This window comes from Janthinobacterium sp. PC23-8, assembly GCF_002250505.1.
Lineage (GTDB): Bacteria > Pseudomonadota > Gammaproteobacteria > Burkholderiales > Burkholderiaceae_D > Janthinobacterium.
In genome coordinates this window covers 132,372-152,726 of record NZ_NJGY01000005.1, presented here as the reverse complement: position 1 = coordinate 152,726, position 20,355 = coordinate 132,372, and the positions used below count along the sequence as shown (strand labels likewise).

Genomic DNA, 20,355 nt, shown 5'->3' with positions numbered 1-20,355 from the left:
TACGCCGCCACATCATTGCCAATTGCAACGAGTTGTATGCGAGTTGCCTGAATAATGATCAAGCTAGCAAGTTGCATTGCTCTCTGAGAAAGTCGCGCAACTGCAGCACCACGGGCGTCACCTGGGCACGGTGCATGCATACCAGATGCAGTGGCGCGGCCTCGCCGGCCATCTGGGGCAGCAATCTCTGCAAACGCCCGGCCGCCAGGTCGGCTGATACATCAAGCCGCGATTTATAGGCGATACCCAGGCCCGCCACGGCCCAGCGGCGCACCAGGTCGGCATCGTCGGCGCTGCGGTTGCCGCTCACTTGCACGCTGACCTGTTCGCGCTGCGGCAGGCGGTAAAAGGTCCAGCGGTCGTGCAGGCCGTCTTCGAGCGCAAAGCGCAAACAGTTGTGCCGTTGCAAGTCGTCCAGCGACAGCACGGGGCCGTGTTCCCGCAGATAAGCGGACGAGGCCACCAGCACGCGGTCGTTGGCCGCTGCGACCGGCAGGGCGATCAGCGAGGAGTCATCCTGCTCGCCGTAGCGGATGGCCACATCAACCTGCTGGCGCACCATGTCGGCCAGGCGGTCGCTCACGCTCAGCTGATAATGCAGCTTGGGATGGCGGCGCTGGAAGGCATCGAGCCAGCCCAGCAGCAAATTGCGGCCCAGGTCCGACGGCATGGCAATTTTCAAGGTTCCGCCGAAACTGTCCTTGCTCGCCGCCAGCGCATCGCTGCCCGCGCGCAGCAAGCGCAGCGCTTCGCGCGCAGGGTCCAGGTAATGTGTGCCGTCGGCTGTCAGGCTCAGCGAGCGCGTGGTGCGCAAGAACAGGCGCAAACCCAACTCCCCTTCCAGGCGCTTGACGGCGGCGCTGGCCAGGGCTGGCGAAATGCCGAGCTCGCGCGCCGCCGCTGACAGGCTGCCGCAATCGGCCGTGCGCACAAATACCTGCAAATCGTCGAGGCGCAGCAATTTTCAGGATTCCTTTGAAAGTGTTTCAGTATATGCCCGCTTTTTCCCGGGCAGTAAAGCCACCATCATACGGCATCGTTCACCCGACAAGGACCGCCATGAAAGCCATCGCCTACCACCACAGCCTGCCTATCGCCGATGCCGACGCCCTGCTCGACATCGAGCTGCCAACACCGCTTGCCAGCGGGCGCGACCTGCTGGTGGCCGTGCACGCCGTGTCCGTCAACCCGGTCGACACCAAGATCCGCAAGAACCGCCAGCCGAAAGACGGCCAGCCGGAAGTGCTGGGCTGGGATGCGGCCGGCGTGGTCACCGCCATCGGCGCGGACGTCACCCTGTTCCAGGTCGGCGACAAGGTCTGGTATGCGGGCGCCATCAATCGCCCCGGCAGCAACAGCCAATTCCAGCTGGTCGACGAGCGCATCGCCGGCCATATGCCCAACAGCCTCGATTTCGCGCCGGCCGCCGCGCTGCCGCTGACCGCCATCACCGCCTGGGAATTATTGTTCGATCGCCTGCAAATCAGCCGTACTACCGCTGCCAGCGGCAAGTCGCTGCTGGTGATCGGCGCGGCCGGCGGCGTCGGCTCCATCCTGGTGCAACTGGCGCGCCAGCTGACGGGCGTGACGGTGATCGGCACCGCCTCGCGCGCGGAAACGTCAAGCTGGGTCGCGGAACTGGGTGCGCATCACGTGATCGATCACGGCAAGCCCCTGGCAGCCGAAATCACGCGCCTGGGGCTGCCGCCGGTCGATTACGTAATCAGCCTGAACCAGACCGACAGGCATTTCGACCAGATCGTCGAACTGATCGCGCCGCAAGGCAAGTTCGCCCTGATCGACGATCCCGAGCAGATCGACGTGCGCAAACTCAAGAGCAAGAGCGTGTCGCTGCACTGGGAACTGATGTTTACCCGCTCCCTGTTCCAGACCGATGACATGCTCAAACAGCACGCACTGCTGGAAGAGCTGGCGCAACTGGTTGACGCCGGCATCATCAGGACCACGCTGGCCGAGCGCTTCGGCAAGATCGATGCGGCCAATCTGAAACGCGCGCACGCCATGCTGGAGAGCAATACCGCGCGCGGCAAGATCGTGCTGGAAGGGTTTTGATCAGCTGGCGCTTGCCGTAATGTAGATGGCCCGGAAATCATTCACATTGGTCAAGGTGGGGCCGGTCACCACGCTGTCGCCCAGCGCCTGGAAAAAACCGTGGCCGTCGTTGCGATCCAGGCTGTCGCGCGGGCGCCTGCCCTGCGCCCAGGCGCGCCGCAAGGTGTCGGGCGCCAGATACGCACCGGCGATCTCTTCCTGTCCATCGACGCCATCGGTGTCGCCGGCCAGCGCATGCACATTCGCTTCGCCATCGAGGGCAATGCCCAGCGCCAGCAAAAATTCCACATTGCGCCCGCCACGGCCATCGCCGCGCACCGTCACGGTGGTTTCGCCACCGGACAACAGCACGCAGGGCGTGGCGAACGGCTGGCCGCGCCGCGCCGCCTGCTGGGCGATGCCGGCCATCACCTTGCCGACATCGCGCGCCTCGCCTTCCAGGCTGTCGCCGAGAATATACGGCGTCACGCCGGCCGCGCGCGCCACCTCGGCCGCCGCTTCAAGCGCCATTTGCGGCGTGGCGATCAGCTCGATGCTGGCATGGGCCAGGCGCGCATCGCCGGGCTTGACCGATTCGCCGCGTCCGCTCTCCAGGGCTTCGCGGATGCTCGCCGGCAGATTGATGCCGTAGCGGCGCACGATATCGAGTGCGTCCTCGCAGGTGGTGGCGTCGGCCACCGTGGGACCGGAGGCGATATCGCCGGGCTTGTCGCCCGGCACGTCGGAAATGGCCAGCGTCAGCAGCCGGGCCGGATGGCAGGCGGCGGCCAGGCGGCCGCCCTTGATGGCCGACAGATGGCGCCGCACGCAATTGATCTCGCCGATGGTCGCGCCCGAGGCCAGCAAGGCGCGGTTCAGGTCCTGTTTTTCCGCCAGCGTGATGCCTGCCAGGGGCAAGGCCAGCAGCGCCGAACCGCCACCGGAAATCAGGCACAGCACCGTGTCGTCGGCATTCAAAGTGCCGACCAGCGCCAGCATGCGCTGCGCGGCGTCCATGCCGGCCGCGTCCGGCACCGGATGCGCGGCTTCGGCGATCTCGATGCGCGCGCATGGCACGCCATAGCCGTAGCGCGTGACCACCAGGCCGGACAATTCCCCTGGCCAGTGCTGTTCCACCGCTTGCGCCATGGCGGCCGAGGCCTTGCCGGCGCCGATCACGATCAGGCGGCCCTTGGGCGCGGCCGGCAGATGGGGCGGCACGCAGTGGGCCGGCTGGGCCGCGGCGATCGCCGCCGTGAACATGGCGTGCAGCAAGTCACGCGGGCGCTGGTCTGGCTTCATGTCGGGCTCCTCGATAGCGTGATGAGACCAGCCAGTTTACACCGTGCCATGTTCACGGAAATTGGTTTCCGACGACCACGCCGTACCGGCACGCGCCAGCAATACCGCTTCGCCATCGGCCAGCCAGTCGTCGGCGTCGGCGATCTTCCACATGGTTTGCAGCAGCTTGCGGCGCAGGTCTGGATCATCGATTTCTTCGAGCAGGCTGTCGATCACGGTATTGCTCAGTTGTACCGAACCGTGCACGGTAGAAGTCAGCAGGTCGTCGCACAGATCTTGCAGCAGGCGCCGGAACGCCACCAGTTCCAGGTCGATATGGTCGAGGATCTTGCTGCGGTCCAGCGCCTGCAGCTCGGAGGTGGCCAGGTTGCCGTCGACCACCATCATGACTGCCAGCAGCCGGCCGGCTGCCTGGGGACTGTTTTTTGGGTAGCTACGCATTTTGATTCCATTCATAAATTATTAAGGGAGCGCGCCCGCCACTGCGGACGCGCTGGATGACGTTATTACTTATCTTCTTTCTTGGCGATCAACACGCTGGCCAGGCAACTCGACGCGATCAGCACGGCCACCACCATCAGCGACGCTTCGACCGGCACGTGGTACCACGGCATGATCAGCATTTTTGCGCCGATAAACACCAGCACCATCGCCAGGCCAAACTTGAGCAGGTGAAAACGGTCAGCCACGTCCACCAGCAGGAAGTATAAGGCCCGCAGTCCCAGGATCGCAAACAGGTTCGAGGTAAACACGATGAACGGGTCGGTCGTGATGGCGAAGATCGCCGGGATCGAATCGACCGCGAAAATCAGGTCGGTCACCTCGATCAGGATCAGCACCAGGAACAGCGGCGTGACATAGCGCAAGCCATCCTTAACCACCATAAACTTCTCGCCATGGTCGCCGTCGGCCACCCGCAAGTGACGGCGGGCAAAACGCAGCACCGGATTGTTCGCCACGTCCGGCTCGGAATCGGCCGCCACCAGCATGCGCACACCGGTAATCAACAGGAAGGCACCGAACAGGTACAGCACCCAGCTAAATTCGCTGACCACCCATGCGCCCGCCAAAATCATGACCGCACGCATCACGATCGCGCCCAGTACGCCATAGATCAGCACGCGGCGCTGGTACTGGATCGGCACCTGGAAGGCGGAAAAGATCAGCAGGAACACGAACACGTTATCGACCGACAAGGCCTTTTCAATCAGGTAGCCGGAAAAGAACTCCAGCGCCTTCTGGTTGGCGACCTCGGCGCCGACAGTACCGTTCAGGTACCACCACAAGCCACCGTTGAAGATCATCGCCATGCTGACCCAGACCAGCGACCAGATCGCCGCTTCCTTGACGCTCACCTTGTGTGCCTTGTTGCCGCCGAAGACAAACAGATCGAGCGCCAGCATCAGCAGCACGAAGGCGATAAAACCGGCCCACATGGGCAGAGACGCAATGCTTTCCAAACCGTTCATCGCCAGCCTCCCTGCTCAAATTGATCAATACTGAACCACATGATGTTTCTCCTCTGATAAATACATGTAACGCATGAGCATCCATGCATGAGCAGCCATCATAGGACGAATCAGAACATCGAACAAATCGAATATAATTGAATGATACATCGAAAAAACCGATCTATAGAGAGTCGGCACGCCAACCATGTCCATATTGAACTTCAAACACTTGCGGTATTTCTGGATGGTCGCCAAAACCGGCAGCATCGCCCGCGCGGCAGAGCAGCTGCACCTGACGCCGCAATCGATCTCGGGCCAGCTCAGCGAGTTTGCCGACACGCTGGGCGTGGCGCTGTTCCGCCGCGCAGGGCGCAAGCTGGAACTGACCGACACGGGCCGGCGCATCCTCTCCCACGCCGAAGAGATTTTCAGCGCCGGCGACGAGTTGCTGGAAATCGTGCGCGACCAATCGCGCACCACGACCACCACCTTCCGCGTCGGCTGCGCCGATTCCGTCTCGAAACTGATCGCCTGCCGCCTGGTGGAACCGGCGCTGGGCCTGACCGAACCGCTGCGCCTCATCTGCCGCGAAGGCCGGCTGGCCAGCCTGCTGGCCGAGCTGGCCGTGCACCGGCTGGACCTGATCATCGCCGACCGCCCCATGCCAGCCCACCTGAGTGTGCGCGGCTTTAACCATCTGCTCGGTGAAAGCGGCATGACCGTGTTCGGCAGCAGGGCGCTGGCCGCGACCCTCAGCGGCGACTTCCCGCACTGCCTGCACCGCGCGCCGCTGCTGCTGCCGGGCGAAGACTTCGCCATCCATGCGCGCCTGCAGCAGTGGCTCAGCGAAAACAATCTGCACCCGCGCATCGTCGGCGAATTTGACGACAGCGCCATGATGAAGGCCTTCGGCCAGTCCGGCGCCGGCCTGTTCTTCGCCCCCACCGTGATTGCGCACCAGGTTTGCCAGCAATACGCGGTGGTGCCGCTGGGCAGGGTCGACAGCCTGGTCGAGCAGGTATATGCGATCACCACCGAGCGCCGCCTGAGCCACCCGGCCACCGTAGCCATCAGCCAGAGCGCGCGGCGCGAGCTGTTTGTGTAATATTGTTTCCTGTGCGTCACAAAATAAGCCAGCGAAATACATTCGCGCAAATATATCGGTACAATTACAACTCTCCCGACGCCACGCGCCACCCCTCCCCGGATTTGCCACCATGAAGCACTTGCACGATATTCCTTCTGCCTTCAAGCATGAATTTGCCGACCCACGCCTGTGGTGGTCGCGCTTTGTCGTGGTCGGCATGGCGGCCATGGCCGGCCTGGTGGTGGTCGGCTTTACCTGGCTGGCCGAAGAAGCGCTCGATGTCTTTCACTTTTTCAATGCCAAAGCCTGGTGGTTCACCCTGCTGTGGACGCCCCTGTGCGCCGCCGTGCTGGTGTGGCTGACGCGCCGCTACGCCATCGGCGCGGCCGGCTCCGGCATTCCGCAAGTGATGGCGGCGCTGTACCCGTCGGTGGGCGCCGAACAGCGCTCGCTGTATGTGTCGTTGAAACTGTCGGCCGCCAAGATCGCGCTGACGGCGGGCGGCCTGCTGGGTGGCTTGTCGCTGGGCCGCGAAGGCCCGTCGGTGCAGATCGCCGCCGGCGTGATGCTGGCGGCGCGGCGCTGGCTGCCGCGCCAGTCGGCGGTGTCGCCCCATTCCCTGCTGGTGGCCGGCGGCGCGGCCGGCATCGCCGCCGCCTTCAATACGCCGCTGGCCGGCGTGATGTTCGCCATCGAAGAATTGTCGCGTTCGCCAGAACAGCGCAACAGCGGCCTGATCGTCGCAGGCATCGTGCTGGCCGGCATGATGGCCGTCTCCATCCACGGCAATGCCACCCACTTCGGCGTGATCCACCCGGGGCCGATCGGCCTGGCGCTGGCCCTGCCCGGCTTGCTGGTGACCCTGGTGGCGGGCGTGGCCGGCGGCCTGTTCGCCCGCCTGCTGCTGGCCTCCGCGCGCGGCAATCCATTGGGCAAATTGTCGGCCTGGCGCAAGGGCCGGCCAGTGCTGTTTGCCGCCGTCTGCGGCCTGGCGGTGGCGGTGATCGGCGTGGCCAGCCATGGCGCCACGTTCGGCAGCGGCACCGTGGCCACCCGCGCCATGCTCGACGGTGCGGCCGAGGTGCCCCCCGCCTTTGTCGCCTTCAAATATGTGGCGACCTGGCTGACGGTCTGGTCGGGCGTGCCGGCCGGCATTTTTGCCCCATCGCTGGCGATCGGCGCCGGCATCGGCCACGATATCGCGCTGCTGCTGCACTATCCGCACGCGCCGGCCCTGATCGCGCTGGGCATGGTGGGATTCCTGGCGGCAGCCACCCAGGCGCCGTTGACGGCGTTCATTATTGTGATGGAAATGGTCGACGGCCACGGCATGGTGCTCAGCCTGATGGCCTGCGCGGTGGTGGCCAGCACCGTCTCGCGCGTGCTGAGCGAACCGCTGTATGGCGCGCTGGCGCAGCTGCAATTGCAGCGCCTGCCGAAGACAGCCGTGCCCGCGCCAGACGCGCCAGCTACATCGTGAACGCCAGCGGCTGCAGTCCCGCCTGGCGGTCGTCGGGTGCCACCACGGCCAGCAAGGCCGCCAGTCCAGCGTTCAGTTGCGCCAGGCTGGCGGCGTCGAGCCGGCCCAGCGCGCTGGGCAGCAAGCCGCGCGCCGGCTGAGGTGCGGCGCCGATCACGGCCTGGCCGCTATCGGTCAGGTGCAAGGTCACCACCCTTTGATCAGGCTGGTCGCGCGCCTTGCGCAGATGCGATTTTCTTACCAGCGCATCGACCAGGTTGCTGGCCGTGGTCTGATGGATCGACATCCTGGAAGCCAGTTCGCCGATGCGCAGGCCCGACTGGTCGAACACTTCCTGCATCACCCACAACTGCGCGCCCGACACGCCGCACTGCTTTTCGATCCGCATCGAATGGCGCTGCGCGGCGCGCATTACCACGCGCAGGTTTTGCAGCGCCAGGCTGCGCGCCTGCTTTTCATCAGGCTCCATGAGCGCCTCCTGTTACGCCGGCCGATGCCGAGGCTGCCGGCTCGCGCGACAGCTGGCTCGCATGCAGGCGCGCATAGGCGCCGCCGCGCGCCAGCAGGGACGCATGGCTGCCGGACTCGACCAGTTGCCCGCCCTGCATCACGACAATGCGGTCGGCGCTTTCGATGGTCGACAGGCGGTGGGCGATCACGATGGTGGTGCGGTTGCGCATCAGCACTTCGAGCGCCGCCTGCACTTGCCGTTCCGACTCGGTATCGAGCGCGCTGGTCGCTTCGTCGAGCAGCAAAATCGGCGCGTCCTTGTACAGCGCCCGGGCAATCGCCAGACGCTGGCGCTGGCCGCCGGAAAAGCGCGAACCGTTCTGGCCGGCTTGTGTTGCATAACCGTGCGCCATCTGCATGATGAAGTCGTGCGCATGGGCGGCGCGCGCGGCCGCTTCGATGCGCGCCTGGTCCGGCGCCGGATCGCCATAGGCGATATTGGCCGCTACCGTGTCGTTGAACAGGATCACGTCCTGGCTGACCAGGGCGAACTGGCGCCGCAGGGCCAGCAACGGATAGTCGCGCACATCGACGCCATCGAGCAGGATCTGGCCGCCGCTCACGTCGTAGAAGCGCGGTAGCAGGCCCAGCAATGTCGTCTTGCCACCGCCCGAGCCGCCCACCAGCGCCACCGTTTCACCGGCCTGTATCTCGAGCGAAACATTGCTGAGTGCGGTCGGCGCGTCGGGGTCGTCGGTGTTATAGCGAAAGTTGACGTTCTGCAGCGACAGATTGCCCTGCACCGCGACCGGCGCGACCTGGCCCGGATCGGGTTCCAGCGGCGTGTCGATCAGGTCGAACACGGACTCGGCGGCGGCCAGGCCTCGCTGCAGTGGTTCATTGATCTTGGTCAGGCTCTTGATCGGCGACTGCATCGCCATCAGTGCGCCCATGAAGGCGACAAAGGCGCCCGGCGTAATGGCGCCGCTTTGCGCGCGCAGCAGGGCGAAATAGATCACCGACGACAAGGTAATGCCGACCAGCATCATGATAATGCCGGAATTCATGGCCGAAGTGGCCGCATGCTTGACGGCCAGCTGGCGGTTGCGCTTGACCACGTCGACAAAGCGCGCCTGCTCGTAATCCTGCCCGCCAAAAATTTTCACCACGCGCTGGCCACCGATGCTCTCGTCGAGCACCGAGGTCAGCTCGCCCACCGCCTGCTGCGAACTCTTGCTCAGGTGGCGCATGCGGCGCCCGGCCAGGGTTACGACGATGGCGACGATGGGCATGGTGGCCATGCAGAACAGCGCCAGCTTGACGTCTATGCTGAACAGCAATACCAGATAGCCGACGGTGGCCACCGAATCGCGCACCGCCACGTTGAGCACGTTCAGGCCCGCCTGCGACACCTGGCTGGCGTCGAAGGCCACGCGCGACTGCGTCAGGCTGGTGGTGGTGGTGTCAAAAAAACGGCTGGGCAGGCGCATGATGGTAGCGAACATTTGTTCGCGCAAATCGGCCTGCACCCGGCTCGACAGCCAGACGGAGCCGTAGTCGCCGGCAAAGCTCGACACCATGCGCATCACCGACAGGCCGAGGATGGTGGCCGGGATTACCCACAGTTCGACCTGGCCCGCCTGCGCCGGCAGGAAGCGGTCGACCCAGCCCTGCAGCAGCCCCATGATGCCGGTGGTGGCCGGCGCCAGATGCTCGCTGGCGCCGGCGCGCATGGCGTCGACCACGTTTTGCAGCTGGCGTATCAGCAGCACATCGGTAGCCGAAGCGACACCCACGGCCAGCATGGTAACGAGGAGGCTGCCGCCATAACGCCAGAATTGGCTGACCAGACGGAAAAACAAGTGGTGGCTTTGCTGCATGCGCATGGAGAATCGAAAGGGAAAGCGTGATTCTAACGCGTGCGGGGGCTTCCTACGAGAAAGTAGGCGTACTGCGGGACAGGCAACAGGCACAGGCCATGGACAGCCGGTGCCTGGACAAGACAGCTTGCGCCGGTGCTGTTATGACAAACCTACAAACCGCCGACGCCGGCTGCGGTAGCAACGACCAGGGCGGTCAACGCCAGCACGGTGAGGATTTTCTTGGTGGGGGTGCTCATGGTGTACTCCTTGGGGGGATATGATTAAACATCAAAAGCGGCGCTCGTACGCCGTCTGCCTGGTTTTTATTCATTGTACATTTCGACTCGCGGATTGCACGCACCGTTACGTTTCGTTGTAATTACACACAAGTGGCCCGCCGTCAAGCATAATCGCAGCATGTTCAAACTGACTTTTCTCGGCACCTCGTCCGGCGTGCCCACCCGCTACCGCAACGTCACTGCGCTGGCCGTGCAAACCGCCCTGGGGCGCGACTGGTGGATGGTCGACTGCGGCGAAGCCACCCAGCACCGCCTGCAGCGCATCGCTTTGTCCGTGCACGACCTGGCCGGCATCTGCATCACCCATGTACATGGCGACCACAGCTATGGCTTGCCGGGCCTGCTGGCCAGCGCCTCGATGACGGGGCGCAAGCGGCCCCTGACCATCATCGCGCCGCCGGCCATCCGCGCCTGGCTCGACGCCACCTTGCTGCATACGGAACTGTTTCTGACTTACCCGCTGATCCATGTCGACGTCAATAGCGCGCAGGTCGTGCACAGCGAGGCGGGCTTGACGATTACTCGGCACCCGCTGTCGCACCGCGCCGCCAGCGTGGGTTTTCGCTTCGCGCTGGAAACGCATAAGTCAACACTGGACAAGGCGGCCCTGCTGGCGCACGGCGTGCCGTCCGGCCCCGTGTGGGGACAGTTGCAGGCGGGGCACGATGTGGTGCTGGACGACGGCCGCCAGCTGCGCAGCGCCGACTTTCGCCTCACGAAGACAAACCAGGCCGCCATCGTGGTCGGCGGCGACAACGACACGCCAGGCCTGCTCGAGCAGGCCTGCCAGGGTGCGCAACTGCTGGTGCATGAGGCGACCTACACGGAAGCGATGCTGATCAAGGCCGGGCCGGGGCCGACCCACAGTTCGGTGCAAAGAGTGGCGCAGTTTGCCGAGCGCTGCGGCATGCCGAATTTGATTCTGACGCACTTCAGCGCACGCTACCACCACCGCGACGGCATGGCCGAGCTGGAGGCGGAAGCGCGCCGGCACTATGCGGGCAGCTTGTACCTGGCGAACGATTTCGACAGTTATGCACTTGATGCCGCAGGCGTGCTGAGCCAGGTGGATGGCCGCAAACCCGACTGATCAGTACGGATCGCTGCCGTACAGGCCGGCATATTCAGACGCAGGCGCAAGGCTTGAGTGTTCTGTTGAAGCCGGGTAAAGTTGCACGCATTACATGCAAGAGACCTTATGACGACATCCTTCCCCACTCTGACCTTTCAAGCGGCCCTGGCGCAAGACGCGGCCGCCTTTATCACCCTGCGCGGCCAGACCCGGCAAAACGCGGTGTCAGCGGAGCGCCTGGCCGAGTTCGGCATCACAGCCGAGTCCTGGGCCGAAATGATGCGATCAGGCAATCTGCCTGGTTACACCTGCCACACTGATGGGGTGCTGGCCGGCTATTGTTTCGGCGACCGCGAAACGGGTGAAATCATTGTGCTGGCCTTGCTGCCGGCAGTGGAAAACAGGGGCGCCGGCAAGACCTTGCTGAACCTGGTGATGCAGGACCTGCGCGCGCACGGACATGAGCGCTTGTTCCTCGGCTGTTCCAGCGACCCTGCGTCGCGCTCGCACGGTTTTTACCGCCACCTGGGCTGGACAGCGACCGGCGAGACGGACGCCCATGGCGATGAAGTATTGGAGTTTGCCTTCAGCAAGCAGTAGTCAGGCCGCGCATTGCGCGTCCCGGGATTTCCTGAGCTGCCTTTGCCTACGGCATTTTGTTGGCTTTGTCCTGCTGCTCCGGCGCGCTCAACCCCCACTCATTCCAACCCTCGCCGAAAAGTTCAATCGGATGCTGGGTACGCTCAGAGCCATTGCCGCAGGCCATGGCGTCCGGTGAGCAATATTTATCGCAGCCCCAGCAGATGCGTTCGGGGTTTTTGGGGTTGACGGGAAAGGGCTTGGCCATGATAGGGCACCGGGCTGGAGGCGACACCGTTCACTCTAGGCTTGCGACGTGGGCGATGCAATTGAAATTGGAACGTCGACTTGCCCGAGGTCAAGGATGAGTAATTTCATGGACTACGCCAACAAAATAATGCATATCGCGTTAGTGGACTGTAAAGTGGACCCATCCGTCAAGACAGTTTTTGCCTGAATTTAAGCTATGGTCTTGATCCTGCATGCAGCAGATCAGCGCTGCCCTGTCTTGCTTAATTTTACCCACCCGTGAGCATGGGAGTCATCTCGGTCGGCTCCCGGCAGGGCGGGGTTTGGGGCGGAGCCCCATGCTCCCCAGCACTGCTTGCATCGTGCCCTGGTTTTGTCTCAGGTGATTCCAGCGCAGGCACGCTGCCGTATTTATCGAGGATCAAGGCACCACCGCCTTCGCCACTTTTGTACACTACATCCGGCGTCTGATAGTTCAACGCCTGGTGCGGCCGCTCGCCATTGTAAAAGGCGAAGTACCGCGTCAATCCTGCATGCAGGTCGCCCATCGTGGCGTAGCCGTTCAAGTACACGTCCTCGTACTTGACGTTGCGCCACAGGCGCTCCACGAAGATGTTGTCCAATGCACGGCCCCGCCCGTCCATGCTGATGTCAACTCCTGCACGCTTCAGGACCCCTGTGAAGGCCACGCTCGTGAACTGACTGCCCTGGTCGGTGTTGAAGATCTCAGGCTTGCCGTGATCGATCAATGCCTCCTCCAGACAGTCCACGCAAAATGACGCGTCCATGCTGTTGCTGATGCGCCAGGTCAGCACGCGCCGCGAGTACCAGTCGATGATCGCGACCAGGTACGCAAAGCCGCGTGCCAGCCTGATATACGTGATGTCTGTACTCCAGACATGGTTTGGCCGCACGATGGCCACGCCACGCAGTAGATACGGATACACCTTGTGCCCTGGATGTTGAACTGCCGTGCCCGGCCCCGGCGCCATCCCCGCCAGCCCGAGCATGCGCATCAATCGCGGCACATGCTTGCGGTTAACCATCCAACCTTGCCGCGTCAGAATCACCACCATCCGCCGGCTCCCGTAGAACGGATGCCGCGTGAATTCTTCATCGATCAGCGCACACAAGGTCAGCTCATCGTCATCAGGACGCGCCGCCTCCCGTGGCCGGTACACGGTCGCCCTCGAGACACCCGCCAACTCGCATTGTCGCGACAGCGATATCTCGCCGGCGACGATCCATTCCAACCGCACCGCGCCGCTTACAGGCCTGACTTTTTTTTAAGCCAATCTAACTCCATCTTAAGGCGACCAATTTCGCCGTACAGCCGGTCTTCGTCCTCGTGTGCCGCCTCCACTTTCGGTCCCCGCTTACCTTCGAACAGGGTCCCAGCTCGGGCAAGGATCTCCTTCTTCCACTGGCTGACCATCACAGGATGGACACCGTGATGCTGCGCGATCTCGTTCACCGTTTTGATACCACGCACGGCCTCAAGACCGACCTTTCCCTTGAACTCCGCGCTGTGCACTTTCCGCTTCTTTATCTCCGCCATTCGCCGCCATCCTCCTGTGAGGACCATAGCTTAAACTGCTGTCTCAAATCGTGGGTCCACTATACTGAGCATCAGACGGCTCCCACGAGCGCGGCTCTACCTTTTGGTGTTGGATACCAACGTGGTTGGCCGTTACTCATCGTCTGTCCGATCAGTTCGCTTTGTAGCAAGGTAGAGATGGCACTATTTACCCGCTCCTTGGGTACACCACTATCTTTTGAAATACCACTTAGGGACCTCATGGTAAAACGGCTTTCTATCATCGCTTTCAATACATCAAGCTCGTCTTTGGTAGGGGCATATTCCATCATGGATGCTGGCATCATCAGATGACCAGTCTCGATCTGTTTTTCGTCTTCTTCGATAAGCGGATCGACGACTGCCTTCGCTTCAGCCGCTCGGGCTGCTGCATTCACTGCTTCTACTTTTGCTTCTTCGGCCAATTCTTTCGCATCACTTGATTTTTCGTTGGCCGATTTCACGGCCTGAAGCAAGCGATTCGACATTGATCCTATAAAAGCCCTGGAAGAGACAGATGCTGCAAGGCAAAAACCTGCCAAAACAAAAATCTTGGAGTAGTCAGGCAAAGAATCTGTCGTGCCGCATATTTTATCGATCAGATCTCCGGAAATCATATTCAAGAACAACGGAACCATGAAGGCGGCAGCGACACCTATGGTTGCGTGCTTCCACCATGGCATGGGTCTTTCTTCTGCCGGCTCGGAAAGAAAATAATTTACGATGCCACCAAGCATTCCGGCGACAAACATGACGATGCCAATGCCCCAAAGCAGACAGACCATATTGCCCCCGATAACATTGAAGCCGCGCCACATGCAAACCGAGAATAATGATTAGACACCGACTCAGCAGGAAGTTCCCTGGGACTGCGCTGCTGCCGCCAGCCATTTTCCGGCCGTCGCCACGATGGCGTCGTTGAGCGTCCTGGTCAGCGCCGTCTGGATATTCCAGCGGTGCCAGTACAGGGCCACGTCCACTTGCGTGCCCGGCGCCAGATCGATCAGCCTGCCGTCAGCGAGTTCTTCGCGCACCTGGATCTCGGGCGCCATGCCGTAGCCGAACCCCGCCTGGATAAACGCCACAAAGCCTTCGGCGCTGGGAAAGTAGCTGTGTGGCACCTTGTGATCCAGGCCCATCTGCGCCAGATAGCGCGCATGCAGGCTGTCGCTGCGGTTGTAGATCACGGCCGGCGCGATAGCGACGGACTGCGGGTTCAAGCCATCGGGAAACCAGCGCCGCGCAAAGGCCGGCGTGGCCACACAGCGGTACGACATGGTGCCCAGCGCCACCACCGACGTGCCGGCCACGGCATCGGGCGAACTGGTGATGCAGCCGACCACCCTGCCCTCGCGCAGCTGGCGCAGGGTCTGGTCCTGGTCGTCCAGCACTACTTCGACCCTGCAAGCCGGTTCCGCCAGCACGGACGCCAGCGCGTCGAGCAGCCAGGTGGCGGCGCTGTCGGCATTGGCGGCAATCGCCAGTCGCGGCAGCGCCATCGGCTCGGGCGCTTGCGCCTGCAAGCCCGCTTCCAGCAACAATACTTGCCGGTAATGGGCGATCAGGCGGTGGCCGCGCGCGGTCGCCTGTGGCGGCTGGCTGCGGATCACCAGCAGTTCGCCAGTTGCCTCCTCCAGCGCGCGCAGCCGGTGCGATACGGCCGACTGGGTGATCGACAAGGCGGCCGCGGCACGCTCGAAACTGCCCTGTTCCACCACCGCATCGAGGGCTGCCAGGCCCCGGTAATCGAGCACGCTCATTGTTCCCACCTCATGAATTTTTCGAATGAATGACGAATAATATTCATTATACTAATACGCTGCCATCTTTTATGCTGCCATCTTTTACGTGGGAAACATCAATGTTGAGCAGCAGTTTTTTCAAGGGCATGGCCATGGGCGGCGGACTGATCATCGCCATCGGCGCGCAGAATGCGTTTTTATTGCGGCAGGGTATACAACGCCAGCACGTGCTGCTGTGCGCGGCCGCCTGCATCGCCGGCGATATCTTGCTGATCGGCCTGGGAGCCGGCAGCGTCGGGCGCCTGGTGGCATCCACGCCGTGGCTGCTGGGCGCGATCCGCATCGCCGGCGCGCTGTTTTTGCTCGAATACGGCCGCCGCGCGGCCTGGGCCGCCTGGCGCGGGCAAGGCGGCGCGCTGCAAGCGGCCAGCGGCGCCGTCAGCGAAGCAGGCCCGGCCCTGCGCGCGGCGATCGCGCTCAGCTTGCTCAATCCCCATGCCTGGCTCGACACCGTGGTGTTGCTGGGCGCCATAGGCGCGCAGCAACCGGAACACGGCCGCGCCTGGTTCTCGGCAGGCGCCATGACCGCCTCGGCATTATGGTTCGGCGCACTGGCGGCTGGCGCCCGCCTGCTGGCACCCGTGTTCGCCAATCCGCGCGCCTGGCGCGTGCTCGACGGCCTGGTCGCACTGACCATGTGGGCGATTGCCGCCTCACTTTTCATACACTAAGGAAAAAAATGAACGTCCCGACAGAGATACACAGCATTACTTTGGAACAGGCCGGCGGCGAGTATGCGGTCAGCCGCCTCGACGCCAATGCGGCGATTCCGGCCTGGGCCGATGGCGACGGCTTTGTCAGCATCAGCCGCTCGCCACATGAGTTGTCGATCGTGTGCATGGCCGCGCGCGTGCCAGCTGGCACGGTATCGGAAAAGGAGTGGACTTGCTGGCGCTTCGTGGGGCCATTTGCCTTTGGCGCCACCGGCATCGTGTTGTCGGTGGTGCGGCCACTGTCGCAAGGCGGCCTGGGCGTGTTTGTCGTTTCCACCTACGATGGCGACCATCTGCTGCTCAAGACCTGCGACCTGCCAGCGGCCGTGGGTTTGCTGAAGGAGGCGGGACACGTCCTGATCAGCTGAGATCAGCTGATCAGCTGTTCTTGCGGAAGGCGAATTGCTGGGAAATCACGGCTTGCGTAACGAAATCGGCGTCGTCCGGAATCGATTCACGGAAGAACGGCCGCTGGAGAAACGGGATAAAATCGAATTTCTTCGAGCGCAAAAAACCGCGGTTCTTTTGCACTTCGCTATAGCGCTCGCCCTTGAACTGGCGGTGGACCGCCGTAAATGGCAGCAGGTTTTCCGCCAGGTCACCGTCATTCAAATCGGGCTGGCACGCCTTGAATTGTTCGAAGAGCTCGAACTGATCGCCGCAAATGACCTGGATCGCCGTTTCGGGAAACCGATAACGCTGGCACCACAGCACATGCCAGCCGGACTCGATGCCGTTGATGAAATCGGCCAGGTGCTGGCTCAAGATATACGCGTCCGATTCGATATGAACGATCTTGTCGACGCCCAGTTCCCTGGCCAGGGTCACGCCATGCAAAAAACTGCGCCACCAGCCAGGATAGGCCGACACGCTTTGCCGCCCCAGGTTATCAGCAAAGCGCACGATCACCTTGTCGTCATTGAACAGCGACAGCGACGCCGTCGAGGGAACCGTCTTGATGATGTCGGGCGTCGGCAACCATGGCGAGCCGTCGTCGATCATGATCTTCCTGACCGCCTCGATCGGCCCATCCTGGTAATAATTGAGCCAGCGCTGATAGCGCTGCTGCCACTGCTGCTCGTTCCTGATATAACTGGTGCAAAATAAAATCGATTTCATGGGCCGTGCCGGTGAGGTTACTCGCGCGGTGGCTGCGCGACAGCCATGCGGATGGGCGAAGCAGAGCCAATTGAAATTTCTGGCATGACGCTGCGTCCACGGCAATTGCCAAGCGGCGATCTTAACATATGGCAGCGCCAGCTACGCTCTCTGCCGCTCCAGCAATTTGACCGCCATTTGCTCGATATCGCCGCGCATCGCCAATGGCTCCAGCCAGGCTTGCGGAATCGCTTCCACACCATACCAGGCGCCGGCGATCTGGCCGGTGATCGCGGCCGTGGTATCAGCGTCGTCGCCCAGATTGGCGGCGCGCAGCACGGCCGCTTCAAAACTGTCGGTATTGAAAAAGCACCACAGCGATGCTTCCAGCGAATCGACGCAGTAGCCGGTGCCGCGAATGTCCTGTTCCGGCTTGGCGACAAAGCTGCCGCCAGCCAGTTCGCTCAGCTTCGGCTCCGTTGGCCGGAACGTGATGCTGGCCAGCAGGTCTTCTTTCCTGGTTCCCGCCAGCGCGCCGCACAGCAGAGCTGCGAATAACTGGCAGCTTTCAAGCGCTTCCGGTGCGCCGTGCGTGGTACGGGAACTGTCGGCGGCCAGCTGGATCGCTTCTTTGACATCGGGACAGGCGAACAGCACCACGGGCGCCAGGCGCATCAGCGAACCGTTGCCGGCCGTGCGCGGGGACGTGTCGCCACTGTAGGGATTACCCGCGTCGGCGAACCTGTCGAGCGCGGCGCGCACTGTCATGCCGATGGCCTCACCGGTGGCCAGGCCCAGGAGGGTGGCGAGGTAGCGCGATTGCAAAGTGGGCATGTTGAAGTGTCGTATGCTGGCGAAAGCATGAATATAAGGAGACTTCCGGGGGAGGGCATGCACGCTTGTGTTTGGCACCTGTCGCGGCCGGATTCAGGAATGACTCCTGGCCGCCAGGCTGTGGCCTGGCGGGTGCCATGAGGACGCGGTCCGGCATTGGCATGCGCCTCAGCTGCTGGCTACCTGCTGGCTACCGGCTTGCTACCGGCTTGCACCGGCGCGGCCGCAATCGCCGCAGCGCTCTGGCTACTTTATGGCCGGGTTGTGCGCAGGCAGTTCCAGGCCGCTGTTGCGGATCGCGTCGGTGGCGTAGGGGGTGGCCAGGAAAGCGACGAACTGCTGCGCCGCCGGGATGTTTTTGGCCTTCGACGACACGGCGGCGGTGACCAGGCTGGCCTTTTGCAGTTCGTCGGGCAGCGGCCCGACCACGCTCACCCCGGGTTCCAGGCGCAGCTCGCTGAGCTGCTGCAGACCCAGTTCGGCCTCGCCGCTGGCGAGCGCCTCGCCGACGAATTTCCTGCCAAGGATGACCTTGCTTTTGGACGCGACCTGGTCGGCGATGCCCAGCTTCTTGAGCATGACGTTGGCAATATAGCTGCCGCTGGCGCCTTCCGAATAGGCGATCGAGCTGGCCGCGAGCATGGTTTTGCGCACGGCGTCGACGCTGCTGATATCGGGCAGCGGGTGGCCCGTCTTGACGGCCACGCCGATCTTCGAGATGGCCACGTCGCGGCGGTTCAGGGGCACGAAATAGCCGCCGCGTACCAGCTCGTCCATCCCCTTGTCGACCATGATCAGCACGTCAACCTGCTCGCCGCTCTTGATGCGCACCTGGCTGGCCTCCGGCGAATTGCCCGACGACGGGCCCCAGGACATGCTCAGCGTGTGGCCGGTTTCGCGTTCGAATTGCGCGGCGATGTGCGCAAACGAGCCTTTCATGATGCCGGTGGTCAGCACCTTGAGTTCGTCGGCGCGGGCCGCGCTGGCGCTGGCGAAGGCGCACGCGCCGCACACGGCGAGCACGATTTTGTTGAGTTTGCGGGACAGCATGGTTGATCTCCTGAGTTTTTATATTGAAATACGTCCCACGCGGCGCGCGGGACGGTGTTGCCGCGAGTTGCTACCAGTCGAGCGCACCAGCGCTGTCGGCCTGCCACAAGCGCGCCAGCAGCGCTGCCGCGCGCGCGCCGCCGATCACCGGCGTCGCCAGCTCGAGCAGCTTGTCGCCGAGGTCGGCGTCGTCGAGCGGATCTTCGGGGTCGCCCTTGCGGTTGGGCTGGAAGTGCGCCAGGCGCAGGCCGTCGCGGCACACGATCTCGATGCGCGCTGCGCGCTGCGCCGGAAAGCGCGCGTCGAGCTCCGCATCGACCGCCGTGGCGATGCGCGGCATCAGCGCATGCACGCCGGGGTCGGCCAGCCCTGCGGCCTCGTAGGCGCGCATGCGCACGCTGCCGTGCACCAGCGCCGTGGCCAGCATGAAGGGCATGCTGAAGCGCGCCTCGTTGGCGCTGGCCGGTACGCCGTAACAAGCGATATCGAGGGCGGCCTGGTAGGTGCCCACGCTCACGCTTTCGATGTCGTCCGGCCGCAAACCGTATTGTTCCCTCAGCGCCAGCACGCCGTCGATGGATGGAAACACGTGGCCGCAGCCGATATGGTTCTTGAACGTCAGTCCCTCGATATGAAACACCGTGCCCAGGGTGGCGCCGATGCGCGACCAGTTCGGGCCGTCGCTCATGGCGCGTCCCAGGCCGTTTTCACCGTCGAGCACGTCCAGCGAGCCGGTCGCGCCCCTGGCCGCAAGAGCGGCGGCCAGCAGGCCGCCTTCTGCGGCCCGCCCCGGATGCAGCGGCTTGGACATCGAATCCATGCGAAAAGCCTGCTGCAGTCCGGCGGAAAACGTCGCCGCCGTCGCCAGCGCATGGGCAAAGGCAGTGGCGTCGAGCCGGTACAGGTACGCTGCGGCAGCGGCCGCGCCGAACACGCCGACGGTGCCCGTGTTGTGCCAGTAGCGGTAGTGCGAGCGTCCCAGCACCACGCCGATGCGGGTCGAGATCTCGTAACCGACCACCACCGCGCGCAGGAACTCGGCGCCATCGGCGCCGACCTCCTGCCCTGCAGCGAGGGCGGCGGCGATGGTCGCCGCGCCCGGGTGGTACATGGCGCCGCGAAAACTGTCATCGACCTCGGCGGCGTGCGCCGCCGCGCCGTTGATCAGCGCCGCCGTGCGCGGCGTGGCCGCCTGGCTAGTGGCCAGCCGGCACTTGCCCCGATCGAGGTCGTCGGCCAGGGTGGCCATCAACAGCTGCACCGGCGGCGTTGCGTAGCCGGGAAACACCGACGCGTACCAGTCGACCACCGCCCGCTTGGCGGCATGGATCACCTCCGGCGCCACGCTGCGCGCGTGGAAGGCGGCGCCGAAGCGCGCCAATACCTCGGTTGCATGCAT

20 protein-coding genes and 1 pseudogene are annotated in these 20,355 nt (G+C 63.4%); 7 read left to right on the top strand and 14 right to left on the bottom strand.

Annotation, left to right across the window (positions count from 1 at the left end):
• Nucleotides 1-58: 58 nt before the first annotated feature.
• Complete coding sequence (locus tag CD932_RS27170; protein ID WP_094446004.1) at nt 59-961, bottom strand: LysR family transcriptional regulator; 903 nt, start codon at nt 959-961, stop codon at nt 59-61.
• 98 nt (nt 962-1,059) lie between these two features.
• Between CD932_RS27170 and CD932_RS27165 the strand changes: the two genes are divergently transcribed.
• Complete coding sequence (locus CD932_RS27165) at nt 1,060-2,073, top strand: zinc-binding alcohol dehydrogenase family protein (protein ID WP_094446003.1); 1,014 nt, start codon at nt 1,060-1,062, stop codon at nt 2,071-2,073.
• Here CD932_RS27165 and CD932_RS27160 read toward each other — a convergent pair whose 3' ends face one another.
• The 3 genes from CD932_RS27160 to CD932_RS27150 all read right to left on the bottom strand — a co-directional run bounded on the left by CD932_RS27160 (nt 2,074) and on the right by CD932_RS27150 (nt 4,823).
• Nucleotides 2,074-3,354, bottom strand: coding sequence for a glycerate kinase (locus CD932_RS27160; RefSeq protein WP_094446002.1), 1,281 nt, complete (start codon nt 3,352-3,354; stop codon nt 2,074-2,076).
• A gap of 36 nt (nt 3,355-3,390) precedes the next feature.
• Entirely contained in the window at nt 3,391-3,795 is a 405-nt protein-coding gene (locus CD932_RS27155) for a TerB family tellurite resistance protein (RefSeq protein ID WP_094446001.1), read from the bottom strand.
• Between the two features lie 65 nt (nt 3,796-3,860).
• A complete protein-coding gene (locus CD932_RS27150; RefSeq protein ID WP_094446000.1) occupies nt 3,861-4,823 on the bottom strand; it encodes a TerC family protein in 963 nt (320 codons plus the stop codon).
• A gap of 187 nt (nt 4,824-5,010) precedes the next feature.
• Between CD932_RS27150 and nhaR the strand changes: the two genes are divergently transcribed.
• Both nhaR and CD932_RS27140 read left to right on the top strand, forming a co-directional pair.
• Entirely contained in the window at nt 5,011-5,910 is a 900-nt protein-coding gene (gene nhaR, locus CD932_RS27145) for a transcriptional activator NhaR (protein ID WP_094445999.1), read from the top strand.
• Between the two features lie 112 nt (nt 5,911-6,022).
• Nucleotides 6,023-7,372 carry a chloride channel protein gene (locus CD932_RS27140; protein ID WP_094445998.1) on the top strand — a complete coding sequence of 450 codons (1,350 nt, stop codon included), beginning with the start codon at nt 6,023-6,025 and terminating at the stop codon, nt 7,370-7,372.
• Here CD932_RS27140 and CD932_RS27135 read toward each other — a convergent pair.
• Both CD932_RS27135 and msbA read right to left on the bottom strand, forming a co-directional pair.
• On the bottom strand, nt 7,362-7,841 hold the full coding sequence (locus tag CD932_RS27135) for a MarR family winged helix-turn-helix transcriptional regulator (RefSeq protein ID WP_094445997.1): 480 nt from the start codon (nt 7,839-7,841) through the stop codon (nt 7,362-7,364). The two genes, CD932_RS27140 and CD932_RS27135, sit on opposite strands and share 11 nt — an antisense overlap.
• Nucleotides 7,831-9,708, bottom strand: coding sequence for a lipid A export permease/ATP-binding protein MsbA (gene msbA, locus CD932_RS27130; RefSeq protein ID WP_254926782.1), 1,878 nt, complete (start codon nt 9,706-9,708; stop codon nt 7,831-7,833). Before msbA ends, CD932_RS27135 begins: the two co-directional genes overlap by 11 nt.
• 393 nt (nt 9,709-10,101) lie before the next feature.
• Between msbA and CD932_RS27125 the strand changes: the two genes are divergently transcribed.
• Both CD932_RS27125 and CD932_RS27120 read left to right on the top strand, forming a co-directional pair.
• Complete coding sequence (locus CD932_RS27125) at nt 10,102-11,073, top strand: ribonuclease Z (RefSeq protein ID WP_094445996.1); 972 nt, start codon at nt 10,102-10,104, stop codon at nt 11,071-11,073.
• A gap of 108 nt (nt 11,074-11,181) precedes the next feature.
• Nucleotides 11,182-11,655, top strand: coding sequence for a GNAT family N-acetyltransferase (locus tag CD932_RS27120; RefSeq protein WP_094445995.1), 474 nt, complete (start codon nt 11,182-11,184; stop codon nt 11,653-11,655).
• Nucleotides 11,656-11,701: 46 nt separating this feature from the next.
• On the opposite strand, the gene CD932_RS27115 is transcribed toward CD932_RS27120, so the two are convergent.
• From CD932_RS27115 to CD932_RS27100, 4 genes and pseudogenes are all read right to left on the bottom strand, one after another.
• Nucleotides 11,702-11,902: a DUF3079 domain-containing protein gene (locus tag CD932_RS27115; RefSeq protein ID WP_094445994.1), complete on the bottom strand. Its 201-nt coding sequence runs from the start codon at nt 11,900-11,902 to the stop codon at nt 11,702-11,704.
• A gap of 385 nt (nt 11,903-12,287) precedes the next feature.
• Nucleotides 12,288-13,441 (bottom strand): annotated as a pseudogene (locus CD932_RS27110) (IS3 family transposase); the annotation flags it as partial.
• Nucleotides 13,442-13,512: 71 nt separating this feature from the next.
• Entirely contained in the window at nt 13,513-14,277 is a 765-nt protein-coding gene (locus CD932_RS27105; protein ID WP_094445993.1) for a YEATS-associated helix-containing protein, read from the bottom strand.
• Nucleotides 14,278-14,307: 30 nt separating this feature from the next.
• Nucleotides 14,308-15,219, bottom strand: coding sequence for a LysR family transcriptional regulator ArgP (locus tag CD932_RS27100; protein ID WP_094445992.1), 912 nt, complete (start codon nt 15,217-15,219; stop codon nt 14,308-14,310).
• Nucleotides 15,220-15,320: 101 nt separating this feature from the next.
• Between CD932_RS27100 and CD932_RS27095 the strand changes: the two genes are divergently transcribed.
• Together CD932_RS27095 and CD932_RS27090 are read left to right on the top strand one after the other, a co-directional pair.
• Nucleotides 15,321-15,932, top strand: coding sequence for a LysE/ArgO family amino acid transporter (locus CD932_RS27095; RefSeq protein ID WP_094445991.1), 612 nt, complete (start codon nt 15,321-15,323; stop codon nt 15,930-15,932).
• Nucleotides 15,933-15,940: 8 nt separating this feature from the next.
• Nucleotides 15,941-16,342, top strand: a complete 402-nt coding sequence (locus CD932_RS27090) for an ACT domain-containing protein (protein WP_094445990.1) — start codon at nt 15,941-15,943, stop codon at nt 16,340-16,342.
• Nucleotides 16,343-16,352: 10 nt separating this feature from the next.
• On the opposite strand, the gene CD932_RS27085 is transcribed toward CD932_RS27090, so the two are convergent.
• The 4 genes from CD932_RS27085 to CD932_RS27070 form a co-directional block, all read right to left on the bottom strand.
• Complete coding sequence (locus tag CD932_RS27085) at nt 16,353-17,093, bottom strand: hypothetical protein (protein ID WP_094445989.1); 741 nt, start codon at nt 17,091-17,093, stop codon at nt 16,353-16,355.
• A 141-nt stretch (nt 17,094-17,234) separates the two neighbouring features.
• Nucleotides 17,235-17,906 carry an ADP-ribosylglycohydrolase family protein gene (locus tag CD932_RS27080; protein WP_094445988.1) on the bottom strand — a complete coding sequence of 224 codons (672 nt, stop codon included), beginning with the start codon at nt 17,904-17,906 and terminating at the stop codon, nt 17,235-17,237.
• Nucleotides 17,907-18,152: 246 nt separating this feature from the next.
• A complete protein-coding gene (locus tag CD932_RS27075; protein WP_094445987.1) occupies nt 18,153-18,956 on the bottom strand; it encodes a substrate-binding domain-containing protein in 804 nt (267 codons plus the stop codon).
• Between the two features lie 70 nt (nt 18,957-19,026).
• Nucleotides 19,027-20,355: an MmgE/PrpD family protein gene (locus tag CD932_RS27070; RefSeq protein ID WP_094445986.1), complete on the bottom strand. Its 1,329-nt coding sequence runs from the start codon at nt 20,353-20,355 to the stop codon at nt 19,027-19,029.

Excerpts from the sequence above, each read along its gene's own strand:
- CD932_RS27155 (WP_094446001.1), bottom strand. The coding sequence starts at position 3,795 with ATGCGTAGCTACCCAAAAAACAGTCCCCAGGCAGCCGGCCGGCTGCTG.
- CD932_RS27100 (WP_094445992.1), bottom strand. The coding sequence starts at position 15,219 with ATGAGCGTGCTCGATTACCGGGGCCTGGCAGCCCTCGATGCGGTGGTG.
- CD932_RS27080 (WP_094445988.1), bottom strand. The coding sequence starts at position 17,906 with ATGCCCACTTTGCAATCGCGCTACCTCGCCACCCTCCTGGGCCTGGCC.
- CD932_RS27115 (WP_094445994.1), bottom strand. The coding sequence starts at position 11,902 with ATGGCCAAGCCCTTTCCCGTCAACCCCAAAAACCCCGAACGCATCTGC.
- CD932_RS27165 (WP_094446003.1), top strand. The coding sequence starts at position 1,060 with ATGAAAGCCATCGCCTACCACCACAGCCTGCCTATCGCCGATGCCGAC.
- CD932_RS27095 (WP_094445991.1), top strand. The coding sequence starts at position 15,321 with ATGTTGAGCAGCAGTTTTTTCAAGGGCATGGCCATGGGCGGCGGACTG.
- CD932_RS27085 (WP_094445989.1), bottom strand. The coding sequence starts at position 17,093 with ATGAAATCGATTTTATTTTGCACCAGTTATATCAGGAACGAGCAGCAG.
- CD932_RS27125 (WP_094445996.1), top strand. The coding sequence starts at position 10,102 with ATGTTCAAACTGACTTTTCTCGGCACCTCGTCCGGCGTGCCCACCCGC.
- CD932_RS27135 (WP_094445997.1), bottom strand. The coding sequence starts at position 7,841 with ATGGAGCCTGATGAAAAGCAGGCGCGCAGCCTGGCGCTGCAAAACCTG.
- CD932_RS27105 (WP_094445993.1), bottom strand. The coding sequence starts at position 14,277 with ATGTGGCGCGGCTTCAATGTTATCGGGGGCAATATGGTCTGTCTGCTT.
- CD932_RS27075 (WP_094445987.1), bottom strand. The coding sequence starts at position 18,956 with ATGCTGTCCCGCAAACTCAACAAAATCGTGCTCGCCGTGTGCGGCGCG.
- CD932_RS27070 (WP_094445986.1), bottom strand. The coding sequence starts at position 20,355 with ATGCATGCAACCGAGGTATTGGCGCGCTTCGGCGCCGCCTTCCACGCG.
- CD932_RS27140 (WP_094445998.1), top strand. The coding sequence starts at position 6,023 with ATGAAGCACTTGCACGATATTCCTTCTGCCTTCAAGCATGAATTTGCC.
- CD932_RS27090 (WP_094445990.1), top strand. The coding sequence starts at position 15,941 with ATGAACGTCCCGACAGAGATACACAGCATTACTTTGGAACAGGCCGGC.
- msbA (WP_254926782.1), bottom strand. The coding sequence starts at position 9,708 with ATGCGCATGCAGCAAAGCCACCACTTGTTTTTCCGTCTGGTCAGCCAA.
- CD932_RS27150 (WP_094446000.1), bottom strand. The coding sequence starts at position 4,823 with ATGAACGGTTTGGAAAGCATTGCGTCTCTGCCCATGTGGGCCGGTTTT.
- nhaR (WP_094445999.1), top strand. The coding sequence starts at position 5,011 with ATGTCCATATTGAACTTCAAACACTTGCGGTATTTCTGGATGGTCGCC.
- CD932_RS27120 (WP_094445995.1), top strand. The coding sequence starts at position 11,182 with ATGACGACATCCTTCCCCACTCTGACCTTTCAAGCGGCCCTGGCGCAA.
- CD932_RS27160 (WP_094446002.1), bottom strand. The coding sequence starts at position 3,354 with ATGAAGCCAGACCAGCGCCCGCGTGACTTGCTGCACGCCATGTTCACG.